Source organism: Sabulibacter ruber (assembly GCF_017355955.1).
In the GTDB taxonomy this organism is placed as follows: Bacteria; Bacteroidota; Bacteroidia; order Cytophagales; family Hymenobacteraceae; genus Nibribacter; species Nibribacter ruber_A.
The window spans coordinates 270,141-293,867 of record NZ_JAFFID010000005.1 but is presented as its reverse complement, the minus strand read 5'-3'; the positions used below and the strand labels follow the sequence as shown (position 1 = coordinate 293,867).

General features: G+C 55.4%; 15 protein-coding genes. 13 read left to right on the top strand and 2 right to left on the bottom strand.

Annotated elements, in window-relative coordinates:
* Positions 1-141 precede the first annotated feature (141 nt).
* The 3 genes from JT719_RS21280 (at position 142) to JT719_RS21270 (ending at position 9,513) form a co-directional block, all read left to right on the top strand.
* Positions 142-6,762, top strand: coding sequence for a PAS domain S-box protein (locus tag JT719_RS21280; protein ID WP_207435770.1), 6,621 nt, complete (start codon positions 142-144; stop codon positions 6,760-6,762).
* Positions 6,763-7,261: 499 nt separating this feature from the next.
* Positions 7,262-8,071, top strand: coding sequence for a hypothetical protein (locus tag JT719_RS21275; protein ID WP_207435769.1), 810 nt, complete (start codon positions 7,262-7,264; stop codon positions 8,069-8,071).
* A gap of 413 nt (positions 8,072-8,484) precedes the next feature.
* On the top strand, positions 8,485-9,513 hold the full coding sequence (locus tag JT719_RS21270) for a DUF1259 domain-containing protein (RefSeq protein ID WP_341350790.1): 1,029 nt from the start codon (positions 8,485-8,487) through the stop codon (positions 9,511-9,513).
* A gap of 171 nt (positions 9,514-9,684) precedes the next feature.
* Here JT719_RS21270 and JT719_RS21265 read toward each other — a convergent pair whose 3' ends face one another.
* On the bottom strand, positions 9,685-9,939 hold the full coding sequence (locus JT719_RS21265) for a hypothetical protein (protein WP_207435768.1): 255 nt from the start codon (positions 9,937-9,939) through the stop codon (positions 9,685-9,687).
* 447 nt (positions 9,940-10,386) lie between these two features.
* Here JT719_RS21265 and JT719_RS21260 point away from each other — a divergent pair, with 447 nt between their 5' ends.
* Positions 10,387-10,830 (top strand): DinB family protein, encoded by a 444-nt coding sequence (locus JT719_RS21260; protein ID WP_207435767.1) that lies wholly within the window; start codon positions 10,387-10,389, stop codon positions 10,828-10,830.
* Positions 10,831-10,897: 67 nt separating this feature from the next.
* Complete coding sequence (locus JT719_RS21255; protein WP_207435766.1) at positions 10,898-11,689, top strand: hypothetical protein; 792 nt, start codon at positions 10,898-10,900, stop codon at positions 11,687-11,689.
* A gap of 270 nt (positions 11,690-11,959) precedes the next feature.
* Here JT719_RS21255 and JT719_RS21250 read toward each other — a convergent pair whose 3' ends face one another.
* Entirely contained in the window at positions 11,960-12,523 is a 564-nt protein-coding gene (locus JT719_RS21250) for a GNAT family N-acetyltransferase (protein WP_207435765.1), read from the bottom strand.
* Positions 12,524-12,767: 244 nt separating this feature from the next.
* On the opposite strand from JT719_RS21250, the gene JT719_RS21245 reads away from it, so the two are divergent.
* The 8 genes from JT719_RS21245 to JT719_RS21210 all read left to right on the top strand — a co-directional run bounded on the left by JT719_RS21245 (position 12,768) and on the right by JT719_RS21210 (position 23,655).
* A complete protein-coding gene (locus JT719_RS21245; protein WP_207435764.1) occupies positions 12,768-14,135 on the top strand; it encodes a sigma-54-dependent transcriptional regulator in 1,368 nt (455 codons plus the stop codon).
* 280 nt (positions 14,136-14,415) lie between these two features.
* Entirely contained in the window at positions 14,416-14,571 is a 156-nt protein-coding gene (gene kdpF / locus JT719_RS21240; RefSeq protein ID WP_207435763.1) for a K(+)-transporting ATPase subunit F, read from the top strand.
* A gap of 40 nt (positions 14,572-14,611) precedes the next feature.
* On the top strand, positions 14,612-16,330 hold the full coding sequence (gene kdpA, locus JT719_RS21235) for a potassium-transporting ATPase subunit KdpA (RefSeq protein ID WP_207435762.1): 1,719 nt from the start codon (positions 14,612-14,614) through the stop codon (positions 16,328-16,330).
* Positions 16,331-16,441: 111 nt separating this feature from the next.
* A complete protein-coding gene (gene kdpB, locus JT719_RS21230; RefSeq protein WP_207435761.1) occupies positions 16,442-18,499 on the top strand; it encodes a potassium-transporting ATPase subunit KdpB in 2,058 nt (685 codons plus the stop codon).
* A gap of 23 nt (positions 18,500-18,522) precedes the next feature.
* Positions 18,523-19,086, top strand: coding sequence for a K(+)-transporting ATPase subunit C (locus JT719_RS21225; protein ID WP_207435760.1), 564 nt, complete (start codon positions 18,523-18,525; stop codon positions 19,084-19,086).
* A 344-nt stretch (positions 19,087-19,430) separates the two neighbouring features.
* Positions 19,431-20,570 carry a porin gene (locus JT719_RS21220; RefSeq protein WP_242693394.1) on the top strand — a complete coding sequence of 380 codons (1,140 nt, stop codon included), beginning with the start codon at positions 19,431-19,433 and terminating at the stop codon, positions 20,568-20,570.
* 18 nt (positions 20,571-20,588) lie between these two features.
* On the top strand, positions 20,589-21,725 hold the full coding sequence (locus JT719_RS21215) for a sensor protein KdpD (RefSeq protein WP_207435759.1): 1,137 nt from the start codon (positions 20,589-20,591) through the stop codon (positions 21,723-21,725).
* Between the two features lie 109 nt (positions 21,726-21,834).
* Positions 21,835-23,655, top strand: a complete 1,821-nt coding sequence (locus JT719_RS21210; RefSeq protein ID WP_207435758.1) for a HAMP domain-containing sensor histidine kinase — start codon at positions 21,835-21,837, stop codon at positions 23,653-23,655.
* Positions 23,656-23,727 lie beyond the last annotated feature (72 nt).

Sequence of the window (23,727 nt, the reverse complement as noted above, 5' to 3'; positions counted from 1 at the left end):
CAGGATTTTTGAAAACTAATCTCGTTGCCCCCGAGAACGTGTTTTCCTCCTAAAATACCGTATTTGTTCGTCAACCAACGGAGGAATATCGGCTTAAAGAATTATGTTCCTTTGTTTATGTAATAAGTTCCAGACTTGAATATGAAGCCTGCCGCCTTAGTGCCTTTGGAAGTGTTGAAAGCATTTGAGACCGTTCCAGACCTATACCTGGTGCTGTCTCCGGAGTTGGAGGTACTAACTGCCTCAGATGCCTTCCTGCGGGCTTCCCGGTCTGGCCGGGAAGAGTGGGTGGGCAAAAACCTGTTCGGGGAAACCTTGCCAGGCAACCTGGAGCAGTATGTTTTTTCCCCCACAAAAGTGGAAGATGCCTTCCGGCAGGTGCTCTCCGGCAAAGAGCCGCACCAGTTGTCCATGCAACTCCACAGTGAATTTCCCTGCACCAACGGCACCACAAACGCAGGACAAAAGTTCCTGCGCCTGCACCTCACGCCTGGGTTCAACGGCCACCAGGAACTCCAGTACCTGCTGGTGAAGGTGGAGGACCAGACCGAGCTCCTCTTGTGCCGGGAAACGGTACAGGCCATCACCCGTGACACGGCCCAACTGAAAAAAGCAGAGGAAGAACTAAAGCAGAACCAGCAATTGCTGCAGGCCACCCTGGATAGCTCCCAGGACATGATTCAGGTGTTTGAAGCCGTACGGGATGAAAGTGGCGAGATCGTTGACTTTAAATGGGTGTTAAACAATCATACCTCTGAAAAATGTTACGGCAACGTCATCGGGCAGAGTTTGCTGCAAGCTAACCCCGGGGTGCGGGAAACGGGAATTTTTGACACCTTCAAACGGGTGATGGAAACCGGCCAGCCTGAGCAGTCTGAGCGGCACTATATGCACGAGCAGTTTAACGGCTGGTTTTTCCAATCTGTGGTGAAACTGAACGATGGCGTGGCTACCACTACCTCCAATATCACGGAGCGCAAAAAAGCCGAAGAGGAGCTAAGGAAAAGCAAAGAACTGGTACAAACGGTGTTTGATGTGTCGTTGAACCCCATTGCCTATCATAAAGCCGTACGTGACCAGAACGGCAAAATTGTAGATTTTGAGTTCCAGCTGGAAAACCGGGTAGCCCGCCAATACGCTCTGCAAGAGCGCCGGGGGCAGAAATATTCAGAAGCATATCCTGGCATAAAGGACACCGACATATTCAGGCTGTACGCAGAGGTGGTAGAAACCGGCAATACCCTGAACACCGAAGTACAGGTCCCCATAAAAGGCACTGACCATTGGTTTCAGTTCATGGCCGTAAAGCTCAACGACGGCCTGGTGGCAACCGCCCTGGACATCACCGAACGGAAGAAAAATGAACAGGAAATTATTGGCCTGAAAAATGAAATAGCCCAGAAAGCAACCGATAAATACCAGGCACTTTTTAATTCCATAGATGAAGGATTCGCCATACAGGAGGTGGTTACAGATGAAAATGGAAACGTTACTGATGTGATTTACCTTGAGGTTAACAAAGCTTTCGAACAGATCTCCGGAATGAAGGATGTGCCTGGCAAGAAGGTAAGTGAAATTCTTCCCCGTCTGGAACAACACTGGCTCGATGCCTTAACCCAGGTTTACCAGACAGGCAAGCCTTTGCGTGGCGAAAACTATTCCGCAGATCTGGATCGCTGGTTTACCTATCACTATTCGCGTATCGGCGAGGCAGGCAGTCCGTTTATTGCTGTAGTCTTCAACGACATCACTGAACGCAAAAAACGGGAACAACAACAGGAATTTTTGCTGAAGCTTAGTGATATCCTGCAAAGGCTAGAACAACCCAACGACATAAAAACGGCGGCCATGCAGTTGCTGGGCAAGCATCTTGGCGTGAGCCGTGCGCAGTACCACGAGTGCGACAGCAGTGGCGAGTATTACAGTGCGGATGGGGTGGGCTACGCCGATGGTCTGCCGCTGTTGGAGTTAAAGTACCGGATCGACGATTTCGGAACCTTCGTGGCCGAGGATTTTGAAGCTGGCCGCCCCTTCAGAATCGGCGACTTGTGGGAAGATCCACGGCCCACTGCCGCAGAGCAGGAAGCCTACCGCACCTACCAAATCTGGGCGGGTGCCGGCATTCCCTTGCTCCGGGGTGGGAAGCTGGTTGCCATTCTTGCCGTTCATGACATGCACCCGCACCCCTGGACCGACCTGGAAATGGAGTTAATCCGCGAGACAGCGGAGCGGGTTTGGATGGCTGTTGAGCGCATCCGTGCCGAGGAGGCCCTGCGGAAAAGCGAAGAAAAATACCGCTCCCTTTTCCAATCCATTGATGAAGGCTTTTGCCTCATTGAACGGGTGTCAACGGAACCGCTGGACTTCCGTTACCTTGAGGCCAACCCGGCGTTTGCCACGCAGTCCGGTGTGCCAGACGTAGTGGGTAAAACTCTCCGGCAGGTCGCACGCGGGGAATCGGAGGAATGGTTAGCCATTTATGACCAGGTGTTGCGCACCCGCGAGCCGCTCCGTTTCGAACGTGAATTTCTCACAACGCGTCGTGTGCTGGAACTTTATGCGTTTCCGCTGGCCTCAGGTGGCGACCGTCTGGCTGTCCTGTTCAAAGACATCACTGAACGCAAGCAACGGGAGCAACAACAGGAATTCCTTTTAGAATTTTCTGATGCCTTGCGGGCAGAACCAAACGCAGACGCCGTGGCAAAGCGTTCGCTCCAAATTCTCTCTGAGCAGTTAGGGCTAGACCGCTGCTACATTGCATTTTACCAATTGGATGCAGACCGCGCTGACATCACGCATCAGGTAGGAAACGACCGGGTGCCGCCACTGCCGGAAGGCGGTATTCGCCTCTCCGACTTTCCCGAAGCCTTTCATGTAGTGTTTGACCGGACGCTGGTGATTGACGACTCCTCAAAGACGGAAAGCCTGTCCAGCACGGACCGGAGTAACATGGGTGCTCTTGGCTTGGGTGCACTAGTCGCCGCTACCCTGCGCAAGGGCGAGAACAATCCACATTGGGTGATCGTTGCCGTATCGGCTACTCCAAGAGTCTGGACGGATAGTGAGATTCAGTTAATAGAAGAAGTTACTGAGCGTACCTGGGTGGCAGTAGAAAAAGCCAAAGCCGAGGAAGCCCTGCGTCAGCGGGAAGCGCAACTCAACGCCATTTTCAGCGCCTTGCCCGTGGGTATCGGGTTTATGGACACCAAAGGGCAGATGCTCTTGTCAAACGAGGAAATGCGTTACTACCTGCCTAACAACATCATGCCTTCGCAGGATGAACGCCATGCCAACCGTTGGGAGGCCCACCAGGCAGACGGCACGCTGGTGGGGCGGGCTGACTACCCTGGTGCCCGTGCCTTGCGGGGAGAATATGTGGTGCCTGGCTTAGAAATGCGCTACCACCCGCAAGAAGGAACCCAAATCTGGACCCGAGTGGCTGCTGCGCCGGTGAAAGACCAGGCTGGAACCATCAAAGGATCGGTGGCAGTCATCACAGATATCACAGAATTGAAACAAACCGCGGAGGCCTTGCGGAAAAGCGAAGAAAAATACCTTTCATTGTTCAACTCCATAGATGAGGGCTTTTGCATCATTGAAGTACTCTTTGATGAAGCGGGAGCACCCTATGACTACCGGTTCCTGGAAGCGAACGCCTCTTTTGTGAAGCAAACGGGGTTGGAGAACGCCATTGGGCGCACCATGAAAGAGTTGGCGCCGGCCCATGAGGAGCACTGGTTTGAAATCTACGGCAGAATCGCCAAAACGGGCACCCCAGAGCGCTTCAATGCCCCCGCCAAAGCCCTGGGATTTCACTATGATGTGTATGCCTTCCGCATGGATGCTCCGCAGGGACACCACGTGGCCATTCTGTTCAATGAAATCACTGAACGCAAGCAACGGGAGCAGCAGCAGAAATATCTGCTCAAATTGAATGAGATCCTTCGCTCCACCGGTGACCCCATCCAGATAGAGGAGGAAGTTACCCGCCTGGCCATGGAGCACTTCGGTGCTGACCGCTGTTATTACTGCACCATAGAAGGAGACCAGGCCTTCATCAGGCGCGATGCCCGCCGGGATGGTCTGCCCTCCGTGGCCGGGAGTTACCCCTTGAGCAGCTTCGCCCTTTTCAGGAAAGCCGTGGAGGGCGGCGTGCCCTTAGTGGTGCACGACACCAATGCCACCGATCTGTTGGATGAGCCCCTGCACGAACTGTGCCTTCAATGGCAGGTGGTCTCCTTTTTGGACGTGCCAGTAGTAAAGAACGGGAAAGCGACCGGCATCCTCTGCCTAGTGCAATCCATCCACCGGACCTGGACCGGGGTAGACGTACAGCTGGCAGTGGAAACCGCCGAGCGCACTTGGGCGGCGGTGGAACGGGCCCGTGCCGAGGACGCCCTGCGCGAGAGCGAGGAGCGGCAAGCCTTTCTGCTCAGGCTCAGCGATACGCTGCGGGCCCTACCTGATGCGGCATCCATCAAAGACCAGGCCGTCAGAATGCTTGCCGGGCACCTGCGCCTTGACCGCTGCTGGATCAGCGAGGTCTTCGAGCAGAAAGGAATCTCCACCGTCGGTCCGGAGCATATTCGCCCGGGTCTTTCTTCCATGTCCGGCGTCTTCCAACTATCAGATTATCCCGAGACGATGCGCCAGCTCGTGACGCAACCCATGGTCATTGAGGACGCGGCCCACGATCCGAGCTTCTCTGACTCTGAGAAAGAGCTGCTGGCCGGGTTACAGCTGCGGGCCATATTGGTCGTTCCGCTCCGGAAGGGCGAGAGCCAGGTCATTTGGGCGCTCGCGGCTTCCATGACCACGCCCCGCCCCTGGACCTACCATGAGCGTATGCTGCTGGAGGAAACGGTAGAGCGCACCTGGGCGGCCGTGGAGAGAGCCCAGGCGGAAAGGGCCCTGGCCGACTCAGAGGAGCAGTTCCGCAGAGCCATAGAGGATGCCCCCATCCCGGTGATCATGCACGCCGAGGACGGGGAGGTGCTGCAGATAAGCCACTCCTGGACCGAGCTGACCGGCTATCGGCAGGAGGAGGTGCCCACCTTTGACCACTGGCTCACCCAAGCCTACGGCGAGGGGGCCGATAAAGTGCGCAGCCATATGCAGCACCTGTTCACGGGCCACAGGCGCACCGTGGACATTGATTTCCCGGTCCGCACCCTCCGCAGCGAGGTGCGGCACTGGAGCTTCAGCGCCTCCTCGCCGGGCACGCTCAAAGACGGGCGCCGCTTCATTGTGGGCATGGCCGTGGACATCACAGAGCGCCGCAGGGCCGAGGAGCAACTGCAGGAATTCAATGCCCAGCTGGAGCAGCAGGTAGCCGAGCGTACCCAAGCTCTGCAGGAAAGCAAGGAATTGCTGGAAACCTCCGCCAACACCTCACCGCTGGGTATGGTGGTGGTGAAAAGCATCCGCAACGCCTCCGGCCGCATCGTTGACTTCGAGTACGTGTGGCTCAACGCCGTAAGCCAGGAAATGGCGGGCGAGGACGTAATTGGGTGCCGGATGCTGCAGAAATACCCGCACATCAAAGACATTGGTTTATTTGCCGCCTACGTGCAAGCCGTGGAGCAGGACGGCCGGGTAGACTTCGAGGAATACTTCTCCCCTACCCAAAGTTGGTTCCGGTGGCTGGCCGCCAAACTGGACGACGGGCTGTTTATCTCCGTGGAGGACATCACCGAGCGGAAGAAAGCCGAGAAATCGGTGGCCGAGCACCTCACCCTGCTGCGTCAGTCTGAGGAGGTGGCCCGCATGGGCAGTTGGGAGTACAACCTGCAGACCGGCGCGTACCGCTGGTCAGACGGCATGTACCGTCTGTTCGGATTGCCCCTCGGGACCCTGGTACACCCCGAGACCTACTTGGAGTACGTGGTGGAGGAAGACCGGGCCACGGCCCAAAAAATGGTGGAGGGCCTCCGCCAGGGCCGGGAGCCGAAGGAGGACACCTTCCGGGTGAAGGTGGGCGAAGGAGAACTTCTCCTTAAGGTAAAAGGCATCGCCCTGCGCAACGGACAGGGGCAGGTGGAGAAAGTGCTGGGCGTGGACCTGGACCTTTCAGAGGTGCACCGCCTGGAGCAGGAGAACCTGCAGATTAAACTGGAGCAGCAGAAAGCCCTGCTGCTGGCCATTCTGGAGGCGCAGGAAGAGGAGCGCCGCCGCATCTCAGAGTCGTTGCACAACGGCGTGGCTCAGATTCTGTATGCCACCAAACTGAACCTGGGCCGGGCCAAAGAACAGGACGTGGAAAGCGGCAAAGAGGAAAACCAACCGCTCCAGACTGTGGAAGACCTGCTCACCGAGGCCATCAACGAGACCCGGCGGGTATCGCATGAGCTGGTGCCCATGCTGCTGCAGGAGTTCGGGCTGCAGGTGGCCCTGGAGAGCATGTGCCGTAAGTTTGAGGAAAGCGCCCTGTTCCTGCAGTGCAAGGTGGAAGGCCTGGAGCAAAGGCTGGAGCCCTACCTGGAGATCGCCCTGTTCCGGATGAGCCAGGAACTGGTGAACAACATCGTAAAACACTCCGGAGCCACCGCCGCCACGCTGTCCATCTGCAAGGAAGGAGAGCAGGTGCTGCTTCAGGCCAAGGACAACGGGCGCGGCATCCAGAACGTGGCGGCTAACCTGAAAGGGATTGGGCTCCGGTCCATCCAGGACCGGGTGAAGCTGCTCAACGGAACGCTTACCGTTTCCGCGCCAAAATCCGGAAAAGGCACCTTAATCACCATCAAGGTGCCGGCCCGTTTTTGAGGTGTTTTCAGGAAGTTCGGGCCAAAACATTGCTTTTGTCCTCCAGGGGAGAAGCGTACCCTGAAACGGCTGCTTAGAAACGCAGCCAGATGAGGTTACAATTCATAGAAATGCCCCCTCCCTGGGGGCACCAGAGAAGCCGTGCTTTTTGAATGTTGTTGCCGTTTTCAGCCAAACAGTGGGCTTGAAGGACGGCGGGACATCCCTGGCTATACTGGCCTGACTTGTTACCCACCTCCCACCCTTTCTGATTCTGTTCAGGAGCCTGGTGACAGCCAGGCAACCGCCGGGCGCGCTATCCATCCTCTTGGAGGGGAGGATAGCGCGCCCGTTTGGCGGGTGAGCCAGAGTAAATACAATTAAGTTTTGCTATGTTAATATAGTGCAATTATTAACACAAAAGAAATATTGAAAATGTGTTTAGATATCCATTAAACTTGTATATTTAAATTCACCAACAATGAAAGATTCCTATATGCGTAAAACTTCTACTCTGTTAATGTCAGTAATAGTATTATTAGTATTATGGGGAAAAGCACCTTCTGCCTGGGCGCAGGGCCCTGGCATACAAGAAGCCGAGGTGGTTGTCAACGGCATCAGCCACAAGGGGCAGCGCATTACCCTCCAGGTAGACCGTGCGGTGGTAGAGCGTGCCTGGAAAACCTACCTGAAAAACCAGGCAAAAAAACCGGTAAACGGCTTCTCTTTCTGGCCTTTTACCAAAGCAAACTCGCCTAAGGGAATTTACACCGTTAAACAGGGCAAGATAGAAACAATAAGCAGCAGCCCTATCACCATTGTCTCTAAAGTGGAGGGCGGCCCAGACAGTACCCTGGTGTGGTGGTCTCTCCAAACGGGTGGCCAGAACCTAAGCCAGCAGAACACCCCCAAAGAGTGGAACCGTAGCGCCGGGTTATTACAGCAATTTGCTTACAACCTCTACCGGGAGAACATGCAGTCTGAAGTGGAGTACGCCGAGGATGTGGTAGTTTACTCTAAAGAGGAAGCCAAGCGGATGGCCCTTGTGTCCGGTAAGCTCCAGGCCAAAATCACTAAAAGAGAAAAAGAAAAAAACGCGCTGGAAGCGGCCTGGTCGGCCAAAACCAATGAACTGACTGACTTGAACCAGAAGCTCCAAAAAAGCCTGGCACGGCAGGAATTAGTTCTGGCGGCCAAAGAGAGAGAACTGAACGAAATGAACAAGCGCCTGCAGAAAAGCCTGATCAGGCAGGAGATTGCCCAGCAGGAAGTGGGAATTATGCTTCAGGCAATGGAAATGGCAAAGGAGAAGATCAGTAGAATGAACTAACCTTTCTCTTGGATAATGAAACAGGCAAGCCCTATGGTAACTCTCCATAGGGCTTGCCAGTTTTAAAGCCGTTTACGCCAGAACAGCCCCAAAACAAGGAATAGCCAACCAGTGGAGCAACGCGCCTACTCCTTTTCCCTGGCAAGGAAGCCCCGTTGCCCACCATATTTTCTTTAGAGATAGATGCGAGTTGAGGTTAGGTTCTTTCCTGCTGATCCATTCCATGCAGCATGTAAGCAGCTTCCTCTATCTTCAGTAAATCAACCGGTTAGACTTGTCTGTCCTCCTGCCCTGTTCCGTACAGTACTTATATTCCTGAGGCCGCTTCTTTGAAGGGAGGTAATTGACCTGTTTCCGTCTTATCTTAGGTGGCACCGGAATCCAGAATCTGTAACCCAAGTTACCAGACATTCATGAGCAAAAAGACAGTAAACCGCCGCCAGGCCCTGAAGGCCACCGCATTGATGGGAGCAGCCTCTTTTCTGGGGCTGCCAGAGCTAAAGGCCGCCCCGGAGAAAGGGAAAACGCCCCCGCTCACCCCCGCCGAGATAAAGGCCATAGAAACTACCATGGGCAAGAAAGGCACCTACAAAGAGGCGGAGGTTACCCACACCACTCCCCTTCCCCGCAATGACCTTAAAGTGAAGGTAAAGGGAGAACCCGTGCCCATTGCATTTGGCTTTGGGGGGTGGGTGTCCATCAAGAGGACCGTGGACGGCAAGACCGCCATGCTCATGAGTGACACGGTGTTGCTGCAGGAGGAGGTAAACCCGCTCATTTCTGCCGCCCAGGCGAACGGACTGGAGATTGGGGCCATCCACAACCACTTCTTCTACGAGGAGCCCCGCATCTTCTACATGCACCTGCACGGCATGGGCACCCCCGAGGAGCTGGCCCAAAAGTTTGCAGCCACCATCCGGCAGAGCAAGATTTCCCCGGCCAACCAGCCTTCTTCCCCGGCCCCAAACCCCGCCGCCCAGAGCGGCAATACTTCCCCCGGTACCGCAGCCGCCCCCACCGCCAGCCAGAACTTCAACATCCCGGCTTTGGATGCCCTGGTGAAGTACAAAGGAACCGTGAACGGCCCCACCTACAAGTACACCGTAGGCCGGGATGACCTGACGGTGATGGCTATGGGTACGGAGATGACCGCCTCCATTGGGCTGAACTCCTGGGCCTCCTTTGCCGGCAAGGACGAGAAGGCCCACATAGCGGGAGACATCGCCATGCTGGAGCCGGAAGTGAACCCCGTGATTGCCACCCTCAGGAGAAACGGGCTGGAGGTAGTGGCCTTACACCACCACATGTTAGGCGACGATCCCCGCATGGTTTTCCTGCATTACTATGGCCAAGGCTCCGCCACTACGCTGGCCAGGGGCTTCCGGGCAGCGTTAGATGAACTGGGAAAACACGGCAAAGAAATCAGGCACAAAAGCCATTGACCTATACAGCAGAACGTGGGGATTACCTATGGCCTCCAGGACTATCAGGCACAGCCTGATGGCCTGGCATGGGCGTATTCACCTCTTACGTGACATCTTTTCATGAAAAGAGGTGAGCCCAGCCAGTTGATTCCCGGAGGGGGAAGGCCTTGGGAAATCCCACGAACGACTTCAGGAATTGATCCGCAATAGATCGTAGCGGTGAGCGGCCCGGTAGGGCTCCATACGCTCCTCTACGGGTTCACTGGGGAAGTAAAGTCTCTTCAGTAGATAGTCGTACCCCAGAGGAAGGGAGGGTGTCTCCAGGCTCTCCTCCTCTGCCGACGGAAGGGTAGCGGTTTTTCCGGCAATGATCACGAACCAATATTCCGGCATGGGCAGGTACACCACCTTGTCCCCTACCCTTAACTCCCTAACTTTTTCCATGACATATCCTTATCTCAAGCCCTATACCGCACTGGAAAAATTAGGTTACGTTCCTCAGTAAATATCTAGTGCGCAATAAATTACCATCAGTTTTCCTCAGGCTTGGGCGGGTGCCCGACAGGGAGATTCACCGGTAAGAAACGGGTGCTTTTCCCCACTAAAACTGACAGAAAACTCCGCCTGAGCCCACTGCTTCAAATGGTACTATTTCCGTAACATACCGCAGAAACCAGAGAGTAAATTACGGCGACCTTTAAAGGGGTAACCTGGCCTTTTTTGACAATCTCTAAGTATCTGTTACATTAGCTATACCAGGAGCATAGGGCAGCAGGAAACCAGACCGCAACGGTCACCGCTGCCAATACCAGTAGCCGGACACTCACCTTATGTGCATAGCCACACGGTGATTGGCCGTCGGTCAGTCATCAGACATACTAGTTACCATAGATGAAAGCTGAGTTCATAAAGATTTACCACCGGGACCTTGACAGGTTGGCAGATGAGATCAAAGCTTTCAAAGCAGAGAGTACCATCTGGGAAACGACCGGGGAAATCAAAAACTCTGCCGGCAACCTCTGCTTACACCTGGTTGGGAACCTAAGAACCTACATCGGGAAGAACATGGGTAACCATGCGTACACAAGAGACCGCGATGCTGAGTTTAATTCAAAAGGGATACCAAGGCAGCAGCTTTTAGAGCAGATTGGGGAAACAAAAGAAATTGTTCTGGCATCACTGAACCAACTAAGTGCCGAGAGCCTGGAAGCACCTCACCGGGAAGAGGTCCTGGGGTACAACATGTCAAACAGGTTTTTTCTGATTCATCTGATAGCGCACCTGTCTTACCATTTAGGTCAGATCAACTACCTGAGGCGGGCATTGGAAACATGACCGTGGCCAAGCATCCCTGAGGGGCAACTGTTTACCGCTACACCAAACCGGCGTAACCATTACCAGGATGAAGAGAATACACCTTTTCGAGTTTGAGGACTTCCCGTGGTTCCCGGGTTGGCTCAGGACCTGTCTAACCCGGCTGATGGTGGTCATGCACCGGCTGCTGGGCACTACCAAAGAACTGACCAAATTGGTGAGCGAGGCCATCAAATATTCTTCCCGACCGTCCATCGTTGATCTGTGTTCCGGCAGCGGGGGCCCCATGTTGGCCGTAGCCGATGCGCTGAAGAGAGAATACCACCTCCCGGACCTGACCCTGACCCTCACCGATCTATACCCCAACAAAGACTTAGCTTATGAAATCAACCGGCACAGCCATTCGGGTATTTCTTATGTAACCACGCCCATAGATGCCGCCAACATGCCCTCAGATCTGGTTGGTGTCAGGACCATGGTGTGCAGTTTTCATCATATGAAACCCCAAACCGCCAGGCACATCCTCATCAATGCGCAAGAAAGAAAACAGCCCATCTGCATCTATGAGATCAGCGACAACAGCCTGCCCACCTTCCTGTGGTGGGTAGCCCTGCCGTTGAATTTCATCATGGCTCTCCTGATTACCCCCTTCGCGCGGCCTTTGACCTGGAGGCAGATTTTGTTTACTTACCTGATTCCTCTTATCCCGCTGTTCTTCGCCTGGGATGGGGCCGTATCTAACGTCCGGACCTACACCCTGCGGGATCTGGATGTGCTTCTGGAAGGGCTAAGCTCTGATAACTACCGATGGGAAAAAGGGATCATTCCCGGCAAGGCTAAAAAGATCTACCTGCTGGGTCTTCCTATAATCAATCGTTAAGATTGTGAAAAGGGCAAGTTGCTTTTAGGTCTAGCCCCTGAAATCTGAAACATTCTTGCTCCAGGAGCCTTTCTGCAAATCAGATCATTCCCTGTTTATATCAAGTAGGCTACTCTTGAAGTACAACCAGGCAGGTGAAGGCTCCATGCTGCAGGGAAAGGACCTGCTTTCTTACCTTTAGCGGAACTGCCCTTTCTTCATTTTCTAACCAGGCAGCCCTGCCCCATAAGCAAACTTAGCGAGGATAGCCTCCACCAGTCGGGCCTACATTCAGTGGTTAGCGGCAGCCTGTCTGGTTGCTTTTAATGCTTCCCACTTCTCTTTGGTGATTTCATACACAAAGTTCAGTTTAGGCACCTCCCCAAAGTAGGTTACTTCCTGCTCAGCGACTTTCTCTGCGCCAACCCGACCAATGGCAATCTGCGAGCGGATGTTTTTTGCCCCAATATGGAAAAACACCCTTGAAACGTATTGAAAGATGTACTCCAGCATCATCGCTTTAACGGCTTGGTTGATCCCCTTGCCCCAGCAGCTTGTGGCGTAGAACGTATAGCCTATGAGGATGCTGTTCTCTTCCTGGTTATAGTCATAGAACCGGGTGCTGCCTATGGTGTTCCCGGTGGCTTTGTCCACTATCCTGAAAGCCCCTTGGCTTTGCATGGCTCCGTCAAAGAAGGTCCGGAACACCTCCCTCTTCCACCGGTCTTTATTGGGATGCTGTTCCCAGACCTTGGGGTCTGAGGCTGCGGCATACAAAGCCTCGAAATCATTTTCCTGTAGCGGGTAAAGGACTACCCTTTCGTTCTCCAGGGTTGGTTGTAGGCTGAAGTTCATCTGTCTTACAGGTTTAATTCCCTTTCATGCGCGGTCAGCTGCCATACCAGCTTCCGTGCGGTACTGATTAAAACCCCAAGATCGAACAGAAAAGGGGTATAAGGAAGAAAACCCTCCAGAAATACACGAAGCCTCTATGATGTATCAGCGTAAACTGACGAGCCGGATAAAATCCGTAAGCCAGCTTCAAGCTATTCACTTATTGAACCAGGAAACGTAGTTTAGCGGCTGTGAACGAAAGAACATGGCCGAATACAAAGGAGAACTGCTGCTGATTGATGACGAAGAGCGCCTGCGCCACGTGTTGGGGCGGGTGCTGGAACTGGAAGGTTACCACGTACGGCAGGCCGCCACGGCGCACGCGGGGCTGGAACTGCTGCAACAACACGCCCAGGAAGTGGGGGTGGTACTCACCGACGTAAAGCTACCCGATGACCACGGCCTGAACATTCTGCAGAAGATAAAACGCCAGTACCCGCAGGTGGAAGTGATCCTGATGACCGCCTACGGCACCATTCAGGACGGGGTCACGGCCATGAAAATGGGCGCGTTTGACTACCTCACCAAAGGCGACTCAGACGATCAGTTGCTGGTGGCGGTAGACAGGGCCATGGAGAAGGCCGGTTTACAACGGCGCATCCAGGAACTGGAGAAGCAGGTGGGCGTGAAGTACAGCCTGGACAGCATTCTGGGTGCCTCGCCCGCGTTGCGCCAGGCCAAAGACCTCACCGCCAAAGTAGCCCCTACTGATTCCACGGTGCTGCTGGAGGGCGAGACGGGCACCGGCAAAGAGCTTTTCGCGCAGGCCATCCACCAGGCCAGCACCCGGCGGAGGAAGCCGTTCGTGGCCATCAACTGCAGCGCCTTCCCCAAAGATTTGTTGGAGTCGGAGTTGTTCGGGTATAAAAAAGGCGCTTTTACGGGAGCCATGCAGGATAAGAAAGGCCTGCTGGAGGAAGCCCATACCGGCACCCTGTTCCTGGATGAGGTAGGCGAAATGCCCGCCGAGTTGCAGGCCAAGTTCCTGCGCGTGCTGGAAACCCAGACCTTCACCAAACTGGGCGACACCAAACCCCTCAAAGTAAACCTGAGGCTGGTGGCCGCCACCAACCGCGACCTGGCCGCTGAGGCTGAAGCGGGCCACTTCCGTCCGGATCTGTATTACCGCCTCTCGGTGTTCAAGGTGCGGGTGCCCACGCTGCGCGAACGCAAAGAGGACATTCCTACTCTGGCCAAACACTTTCTGCACCTCTACGCCGCCAAAATGAACCCGCGGCTGCGGCACCTCAGCCCCGAGTTTGTGCAGAAACTGCAGGCTTATCCCTGGAAGGGCAACATACGCGAACTGAAGAACGTGCTGGAACGCGCCGTCATCCTCGCCGAGGGCGATACCCTCACCCCTGAATTCCTGCCCTCTGAGTTCTGGTCTTTAGGCACTACCCCTGGCGCACCCGAAAGCGATACCGCTCTGAGCACAATAGAGAAAAACCACATCCGAAAGGTTCTGGCCCAGACGGGCGGCAACAAAACCGAAACTGCCCGCCTACTGCACATCGGGCTCACCACCTTGTACCGTAAAATCCAGGAGTACAACCTGGGCGACGCTTCTTAGCGTAATCTATCCTTCGCTTTTCAAAACGGAAAGGCCACCCTACCAAAATGGAAGGGTGGTCTTTTTTGTTTTCGGGCTGTTTTCTGAAAATAGGTCCAAAACACCCTTGCAAATCAACACCTTAGCGGATAACACAGCGCGAGCCCAGGTTCTGGCACAGCCCTTGGCAATGGAGTGGCACAACCAATTACCTGTTCTATGAGTGCGACTCTCTTCATCCCATTGCTGCTCGCCAGCGGCCTGCTGTGCTTCTGGCTGTTCTTCCGGTCTGTTGACTTCTTTGACAAAGTCTGAGGGCAACCCAAAAATTCCTGTTTCTGATTTCAACCTGTTTTTCCTAAAAGAGCCCCAAACCATGATGCTCCTTCTTTTTCTCCTGAGCCTGGCCACCTTCGGGTATCTGTGCTACGTGCTCCTGCGGCCCGAGAAATTCTAAGGCCTTTTCCTTTAATCTACTGTAAAATAGACAAGTTAGAATGTCAACTGAACTACTAGGCGTCCTGGTGACGTACCTGCTCACCCTGGCGCTGGCCATTCCGCTGGGGAAATATATTGCCCGCGTGTACCAGGGCCAGAAAACCCTGCTGGACTTTCTGGCGCCGCTGGAGCGCCTGCTCTACCGCGCCTCGGGCATTGACCCCACCCGAGAAATGAACTGGAAACAGCACCTGCTGGCCTTGCTTACCATCAACCTGGTGTGGTTTGTGCTGGCCATGGTCTTGCTGCTCACCCAGGGCAACCTGCCGCTGAATCCTGATGGCAACCCGTCCATGAGCCCAGATTTAGCGTTTAACACCGCCATTTCCTTTCTGGTGAACTGTAATTTACAGCACTATTCCGGCGAATCGGGCCTCACGTACTTTTCCCAGCTCACCGTGATTACGTTTCTGCAATTTGTGTCGGCGGCGACGGGGATGGCGGCTGTGGTGGTGCTGTTTAACGCCTTCAAAGAGAAAAGCTCAGAGAAACTGGGCAACTTCTTCCGGTACCTGGTTTTGAGCTGCACCCGCATTCTGCTGCCCCTCTGTTTGGTTATTGCCGCTATTCTGGCCTTCAACGGCACACCCACCAGTTTTGACGGCAAAGCCGATATCGTGACGCTGCAAGGCGACTCGGTGCAGGTGTCCAGAGGTCCGGCGGCGGGCATGATTGCCATCAAGCATTTGGGTACCAACGGCGGCGGCTGGTTCGGGGTGAACTCGGCGCACCCGCTGGAGAACCCCAATTACCTCACTAACATGACCGAACTGGTGGCGCAGGTGCTCATCCCCATCGCCATGGTCATCGCCTTTGGCGTGTACATCCGGCGCAAGAAACTGGCCTGGACCATCTTCGGGGTCATGACGGTGGGCATGCTGTTGCTGCTGGTGCCCATGCTGTTGAGCGAAACGGGCGGCAGTCCCACCCTGGCCCAGCTGCACCTGTTGCAACCCACGGGCGCCATGGAAGGCAAGGAAGTGCGGTTCGGGCCGGCCATCTCGGCGTACTGGAGTACGGTGACTACCATCATCTCCACGGGCTCAGTGAACGCCATGCATGACAGCACCATGCCGCTGAGCGGGACTATGCAACTGCTGGGCATGTTCATTAACTGTTTCTACGGCGGCTGCGGCGTGGGCATTCTCAACTACTTCATCTTCCTCATCATTGCGGTGTTCATCTCGGGTTTGATGGTGGGGCGTACGCCCGAATTCCTGGGCAAGAAAGTGGAGGCCCGCGAAATGAAAATAGCCACCATTATTGCGCTGCTGCACCCGCTGCTCATTCTGGCGGGCACCGCGCTGGCCTGCTTCACGCTCACCAGTTACCCCGATGCCGATTGGACCGTCAAACCTTCGGCCTGGCTCAACAACCCGGGTTTCCACGGCTTCTCCGAGATGCTGTATGAATTCACGTCTTCGGCGGCCAACAACGGCTCCGGGTTTGAAGGGCTGGGCGATAACAACGTGTTCTGGAACGTGAGCACGGGCTTTGTGCTGCTGCTGGGGCGCTTTCTGCCCATCATCGGGCCGGTGGCCATTGCGGGTCTGCTGGCGCGCAAACGCTACGTGCCGGAATCGGCGGGTACGCTGCGCACCGATACCGCCACCTTCGGGTTCATGACGCTGGCCGTTATTCTCATCATCGCTGCGCTGGCGTTCTTCCCCGCCCTGGTGCTGGGGACGCTGGCCGAATATTTCACCATTTACCAATAACTCTAGTGTGCCCCGGCGGAGGTTTGCGTTTAGCGGCTCTTTTTCCCAAAACAGGCCAAAAACGCAAACTCCCGGGCGGGCATCCTCTTCACTTATTCAATCCTAGAAAACATGTCTGTGCAAAAAAGACAAATGGGGCTGCTGGAAGGTCCGCTTGTACGCGAGGCGCTCAAGCAGTCGGTGATTAAACTCAATCCCCGCTACCTCATAAAGAACCCCGTGATGTTCACTGTGGAGATTGGCACCGTAATCATGCTGCTGGTGACGGTGGGCGTGGCCCTGGGCAGCCAGAACCAGGGAAGCCTGGGCTACAACTTCCTGGTGTTTCTCATTCTGCTGCTCACGCTCTTGTTCGCCAACTTCGCCGAGGCCATTGCCGAGGCGCGGGGCAAGGCCCAAGCCGAATCACTGCGGAAAACGCGTCAGGACACGCCCGCCAAAAAACTCACCAAAAGAGGCGGAAACCAGTCTGAAGTAATCGAAACCGTCAGTTCAGCCGCGCTCCAGAAAGGCGACATTTTCCTGGCCGAACCCGGCGATATTATTCCTACCGACGGCGAAATCATGGAAGGCCTGGCCTCCATTGATGAATCAGCCATCACGGGTGAATCTGCTCCCGTGATCAGAGAAGCGGGCAGCGATAAATCGTCGGTGACGGGCGGCACCAAGGTGCTCTCAGACCGCATTGTGGTGCGCGTGACCACCGCCCCCGGCGAGTCGTTCCTGGACAAGATGATTGCCCTGGTGGAAGGTGCAAGCCGTCAGAAAACCCCCAACGAGATTGCGCTTACTATTCTGCTGGCGGGCTTCACGCTGGTATTCATCATTGTGTGCGTGACCTTGCAACCCTTCGCGGAGTACGCCAACACGCCCATCACCATCGCCTCGCTCATTGCCCTGTTCGTGTGCTTGATTCCCACCACCATCGGGGGCTTGCTGTCGGCGATTGGGATTGCGGGCATGGACCGGGCCCTGCGGGCGAACGTGATTACGAAATCGGGCAAGGCCGTGGAAACTGCGGGTGATATTGACACGCTCCTGCTGGACAAAACGGGCACCATCACCATCGGGAACCGCAAGGCTACCAAATTCTGGCCCGCGCCCGGCGTGGAGGAGCGGGAGTTCGTGTCCAAAGCCGTGCTCAGTTCCATTGCTGATGATACGCCCGAGGGGAAATCCATTCTGGAGCTGGCCCAGCAACAGCGCGTGGAAGTGCTCATGCCCGATCTGAGGCAGGTGCAGTTCATCAAGTTCTCCGCCGAAACCCGTTCCAGCGGTCTGGATTTGCCCAACGGCCTACGCATCCGGAAAGGCGCTTCTGACTCCATGCGCCGCCTCACCGAAAACGCGGGCAACACCTATCCTAAGGCCGTGGCCGAGAAAGTGAACGAGATTGCCGCCAACGGAGGCACGCCGCTGGTGGTCACCGAGAACGAGAAAGTGCAGGGCGTGATTCAGCTGGAAGACATCATCAAACCCGGCATTCAGGAGCGTTTTGAGCGCCTCCGGAAGATGGGCGTGAAAACCGTGATGGTGACCGGAGATAACCCACTCACCGCCAAATTCATCGCTGAGAAAGCGGGCGTAGATGATTTTATCGCCGAGGCCTCGCCCGAAGACAAGCTCAATTACATTAAGAAAGAACAGGCGGCGGGCAAGCTGGTAGCCATGATGGGCGACGGCACCAATGACGCGCCCGCCCTTGCCCAGGCCGATGTGGGGGTGGCCATGAACTCGGGTACCCAGGCGGCCAAAGAGGCGGGCAACATGGTGGACCTGGACAACGACCCCACCAAGCTCATTGAGATTGTGGAGATTGGCAAACAACTGCTCATCACCCGCGGCACGCTCACCACGTTCTCCATCGCCAACGACGTGGCCAAGTACTTCGCCATTGTGCCCGCCCTCTTCATTGTGGCCATTCCCGCATTGCAGGGCCTCAACATCATGAGCCTCAACAGCCCCGAGAGCGCCATTCTGAGTGCAGTCATTTTCAACGCCATCATCATTCCGGCGCTCATTCCATTGGCCTTGCGCGGCGTAGCTTACAAGCCCATCGGGGCAAGTGCGTTGTTGCGCCGGAACCTGCTGCTTTACGGCGTGGGCGGCGTGGTGGCCCCGTTCATTGGCATTAAACTCATAGACGCCGTTTTAGGCCTCTTTTTCTAAAAACAGCTCAAAAACGTAATCACATGAAAACGTATTTAACCGCCTCTATTAAATTGACCTTGGTGCTGCTGGTGTTGCTGGCAGGCGTGTACCCCGCGCTGGTGGCGGGCATCGGTAAACTTTCGCCGGGCGGCGGAGGTGGGGAAACCGTTTCGCGCAACGGCAAAGTGGTAGGCTTCGCCAACGTGGGGCAAGCCTTCACCCAGGACAGGTATTTCCAGGGAAGACCCTCGGCGGTAAACTACAACGCGGCCGGTTCCGCGGGTTCCAACAAAGGCCCCTCTAACCCCGATTACCTGGCCACCGTGCAAGCCCGCATCGACACGTTTCTGGCCCACAACCCCACCGTGCAACGTGACCAAATCACTGCGGAACTGGTAACCGCCTCCGGCTCCGGCCTGGACCCGCACCTTTCGCCCCAGGCCGCTTACCTCCAAGTAGCCCGCGTCGCCCAAGCCAGAAACCTACCCGAGCAGAGAGTCCGCGCCCTTGTTGAGCAACAGGTAGAAGCGCCGCTCTTAGGCATTTTAGGCCCCGAGAAAGTGAACGTACTACAACTCAACCTAGCCCTAGACGCGCTGAAATAAAGCTTAAAAGTCCTTTGAGCTTTTGGCCTTTTTTCAAAAAAGCAGCCGCTAAACGGAAAGTACAGCTTCACACCTTCCGTCCCCCTTTGAAGGGGGTAGGGGGATGATGACTCTTGCGGAGGATAAGATTTCTGTTTCTATGGCGCGGAAGTTACTTCCGTGACTTTCTGAACCGTCTTCACAAGTCACGGAAGTAACTTCCGCGCCATAACAGGGCTTAATGTGATTGACTACTCAAGAAGAGTCTCAGAACGGTAACTCAACATGAGTTTACTCCCCTACCCTCCTTTCAAAGAATAAACTTCAACACACGTATAACAGAGGCACAGCCTCTTCCTATCCCCATGAAAGTTACAACGCCCATGAGAACCAGGTTCTCTTTTTCCATTGTCCTTTGTCTATGCTTAGCCGTTCCTACCCAGGCGCAAACCGTTTCTGATACCACTTCTACTGCCGCCTCGATAACGCCGGAAGAAGCGCCTGCCAGGGCCTGGCAACTGAGCGGCTTTGTGGATGTGTACTATGCCTATGACTTCCATCAACCGGAAGACCATCACCGGCCGGGCTTTCTGTACAACCACAACCGACACAACGAGTTCAACGTGAACCTGGCGTTGCTGCGGGTAAACTACGCCCAGGATAAAGTGCGCGGGAATTTGGGGCTGATGGCGGGCACCTACGCCCAGTACAACCTGGCCGCCGAGCAGGAGTTGCTGCGGCACGTGTTTGAGGCCAACGTGGGCGTGCAGTTGCTGCCCAGGGTGTGGCTGGACGCGGGTATTTTCCCTTCCCACATTGGCGCTGAATCGGCTATCTCTCGCGATAATCTGACGCTCACCCGTTCCCTCAGCGCCGAGAACACACCCTATTATGAAGCGGGCGCGAAGGTAACATTTGAAGTCTCGGAGAAATGGACGCTCACGGGGTTGGTGCTCAATGGCTGGCAGAACATCCGCGAAGCCGAGGGAAACCAGAATAAGGCGCTGGGTACGCAGATCACGTTTAAACCGTCCAGCAACGTAGTGCTCAACTCCAGCACGTTCTTCGGGAACGAGAAGCCTGACAAGGTCAAACAGCGGCGATACTTCCACAACTTCTACACCTCGGTCTCGCCTTCGGATAAGTGGAGCCTCATTGCCGCCTTTGACTACGGGCTGGAGGAAAAAGCAGGAGATGAAGACGGCTACAACCGCTGGTGGAACCCAACACTAGCCGTAAAATACCAGGTACTACCGCAACTGGGCGTAGCAGCCCGCGGCGAGTACTACCATGACCGGCATGGCGTGATCATCGGGACCGAAACCGATAACGGTTTTCAGACGGCAGGCTACTCCCTGAACCTGGATTTCGCGCCCACCCAGCAGGTGCTCTGGCGCGTGGAGGCCCGTTTGCTGGATTCTAAAGACGACATCTTCACCAAGGAAAACGGCAACCCCACTGACAAGAACACGGCTTTGACCACTTCTTTGTCTTTTGCTTTTTAACCTTTACCCAATACGCTTATGGTTTCAGGCGGAAGCGCCGCGGAGGAGAGTTTCCTGGAATTGATCCGGCATGCCCGGCGCGGCAAGTTCAAGGTGTACATTGGGCTGGCGGCGGGCGTGGGCAAGACGTACCGCATACTGCAGGAGGCGCACGCCCTTTTGGCGCAAGGCGTGGATGTGGTAGTGGGCTACGTGGAGACGCACAACCGCAAAGAGACGGTGCAGCAGTTGGAAGGGCTGCCGGTCATTCCGCGCAAAGCCGTTTTCTACAAGGGTCGTGCCCTGGAGGAGATGGACGTGCCCGCCATCCTGCAACGCCGGCCTGAGATAGTGGTGATAGACGAGCTGGCCCATACCAACGTGCCGGGCTCGGCCCACGAGAAACGCTGGCAGGATGTAGTGCAGTTGCTGGAGGCAGGCATTCACGTGATCAGTGCCGTGAACATTCAGCACCTGGAAATCCTGAATCAACAGGTGGAGAAAATCACGGGCGTGGAAGTGTCCGAGCGCGTACCCGACAGCGTGCTTCGCCTGGCCGATGAAGTGGTGAACATCGACCTGACCATTCCCGAGCTGCTGGAGCGTCTGCAGGCTGGTAAGATCTACGAACCCGCCAAGGTGGAAGCCGCGCTAAGAAACTTCTTCCGGAAAGACCATCTGCTGCAACTGAGGGAATTGGCACTGCGCGAAGTAGCAAATCAATTGGAGCGGCAGATTGACACGGCCCACATCACCCCAGACCGCCGGAATACCGAGAAGTTGCTCACCTGCATCGGCACCAATGCCAACGGGGCGCGGGAAATCATCCGCAAATCCGCCCGCCTGGCCGACCGCTACCACGCCGAATGGTATCTGCTGTACGTGCAGACCTCCCGCGAGACGAGCCTCAACATCAACCTGGCCACCCAACGGCACCTGATCAACAACCTGCAACTAGCCACCGAGCTTGGCGCGCAGGTGCTGAAAGTGAAAGCTGAGGACGTGGCCAAGGAAGTGTTGCGGGTGGTGCAGGAAAGGCAAATCACGTTGGTCACGCTGGGCATCACCACCGGCTCCTTCTGGCAACGCTGGTGGCGCAAAAGCATCACGGGTGAAATAATTTCGCGCCTTACCGCGGCCAACACCGATACGGATATTTACTTGGTGAATTATTAGGGCATTCCCTAAAGAACGAGAAGCCATGGCGTTTCCGGGCTGATTTCCGAATAAAAGGTTGAAAACGGGATACCTAAACCGCTCTGGTTCCTTAGCGACACAAGAACACATGAAACTCAAAACCAAAATTCTGCTGGGGTACCTGGTGGTGCTGGCCCTGCTGCTGGGGCTGGGTGGCTTCCACCTCTACACCCTGCACCAGTTGGACCGCGCCGCCCAGAACATCCTGAAAGATAACCTGTACTCGGTGCAGTTGGGCCAGCAGATGACCAGGTCACTGGACAATCTGCTCGTAAATCAGCAGCAACGGGTCTTCCTCCAATCCGATTCAGAACTGCACGGCACTTCCCTGCGGGCTGACCTGGACCAGTTGGAAGTCAGTCTGCAGAAAGAAAGCCAGAACGTCACTGAGCCCGGGGAAGGCGAACTGGCGGCTTCTATGCGGCAGAACTTCGGGGAACTGAAGGTGCAGCTTGAATCCTCTGCGGGGGCAACTTCCAATGACTATTTCGTATCGGTGCTGCCTAAATATGAGGTATTGCGCGAGCAGATCAGCCAGATGGTTTCCCTGAACACCGATGCCCTCCTGCAGAAAAACCTGGAGGCCCGCGAGACCGCCAAACAGGTATGGCAGTACACCATCGCGTTGCTGGTGTTCAGTGTGCTTTTTACGCTGGCGTTCTGCTTCAGCGTGCCCGAGGCGTTGACCCAACCCATTCAGCGGCTCACGGCCTCGCTGGAGTTTGTGGCCCAGCGCAATTTTTCCCAGACCCTGCCTATCCAACGCGACGACGAGTTTAGTACGGTGGCTCAGGTGTTCAACCGGATGCTGGTACGCCTGCGCGAATACGAGAAATCTACCCTGGCCGAACTGATGACCGAAAAGAACCGCATCCAATCCATCATCACCAACCTGGATGAGGCTATTGTGCTGCTGGACGCAGACCAGCGCATCATCCTGGCAAATCCCGTGTCTTGTCGGTTGCTCGCTATGCCCGCAGAACAACTGGAGGGGGCGCTGGCGGGTGAAGTGGCAGCTCAGAATGATTTGTTCCGGGAGATGGCAAAAGCGATGGAAACAGGAAAAGCCGCTTCGCCGGAAAGGGTCCTGAGCATCACAGACCAGGGAGAGGAGGCTTTTTACCGGTTGGCCGTCTTCCAGGTGCTGGCTTACAACCAGGTACTGGAGCAACAGGAGTTTGCCGGCTACATTCTCTCCCTGCGCAACGTAAGCGATTTCAAGAAACTGGACCAGGTGAAATCCAACTTTCTGGCCACTGTCTCGCATGAGCTCAAGACCCCGCTGGCCTCCATCAACTACTCTTTAAGGCTGCTGCAGAACCAGCGCATCGGGGACTTGAACGGGGAGCAGCAACAACTCATTTCCACCATCAAAACCGAGAACCAGCGCCTGCAGAAAATGGTCACGGAGCTGCTGGACGTGGCCCGCCTGGAGAACGGGAACATCCAACTCAACATTACCACCGCCAATGTGGCGGACATAGTGCAGTATGCCGCGGAGACCATCCGGCTCCAGCTGCGGGAGAAGAACCTGGGGTTAGAAGTTGACCTGCCGCCGCAGTTACCCCCAGTGAAAGCCGATGTGGAGAAAACCGCCTGGGTGCTGCTGAACCTCCTGAGCAACGCCATCCGGTATTCGGCCCAAAACGATAAGATTACTGTTTCGGCAAAGACGGAAAAAAACGAAGTTGTGGTGCGTGTCACAGACCATGGTCCGGGCATAGAGCCGCAGCAGCACGAGCGGATTTTCCAGCGTTTTGTGCAAATTCCAGGAAAAACAGCTTATAAAGGTGGCTCAGGTCTGGGGCTTTCTATTTCCCGTGAGTTCATCCAGACGCAGGGAGGTCGTATCTGGGTGAAAAGTACAGTAGGTCAGGGCAGTACCTTTGTATTCACGCTTATGTGTTGATTTCTTCAACTGCTTTCCTGTGCCAGTCTGCCTTTCAAGGAGCAGCTGCCGGAAAAGGGTTCTCCCCTCTCC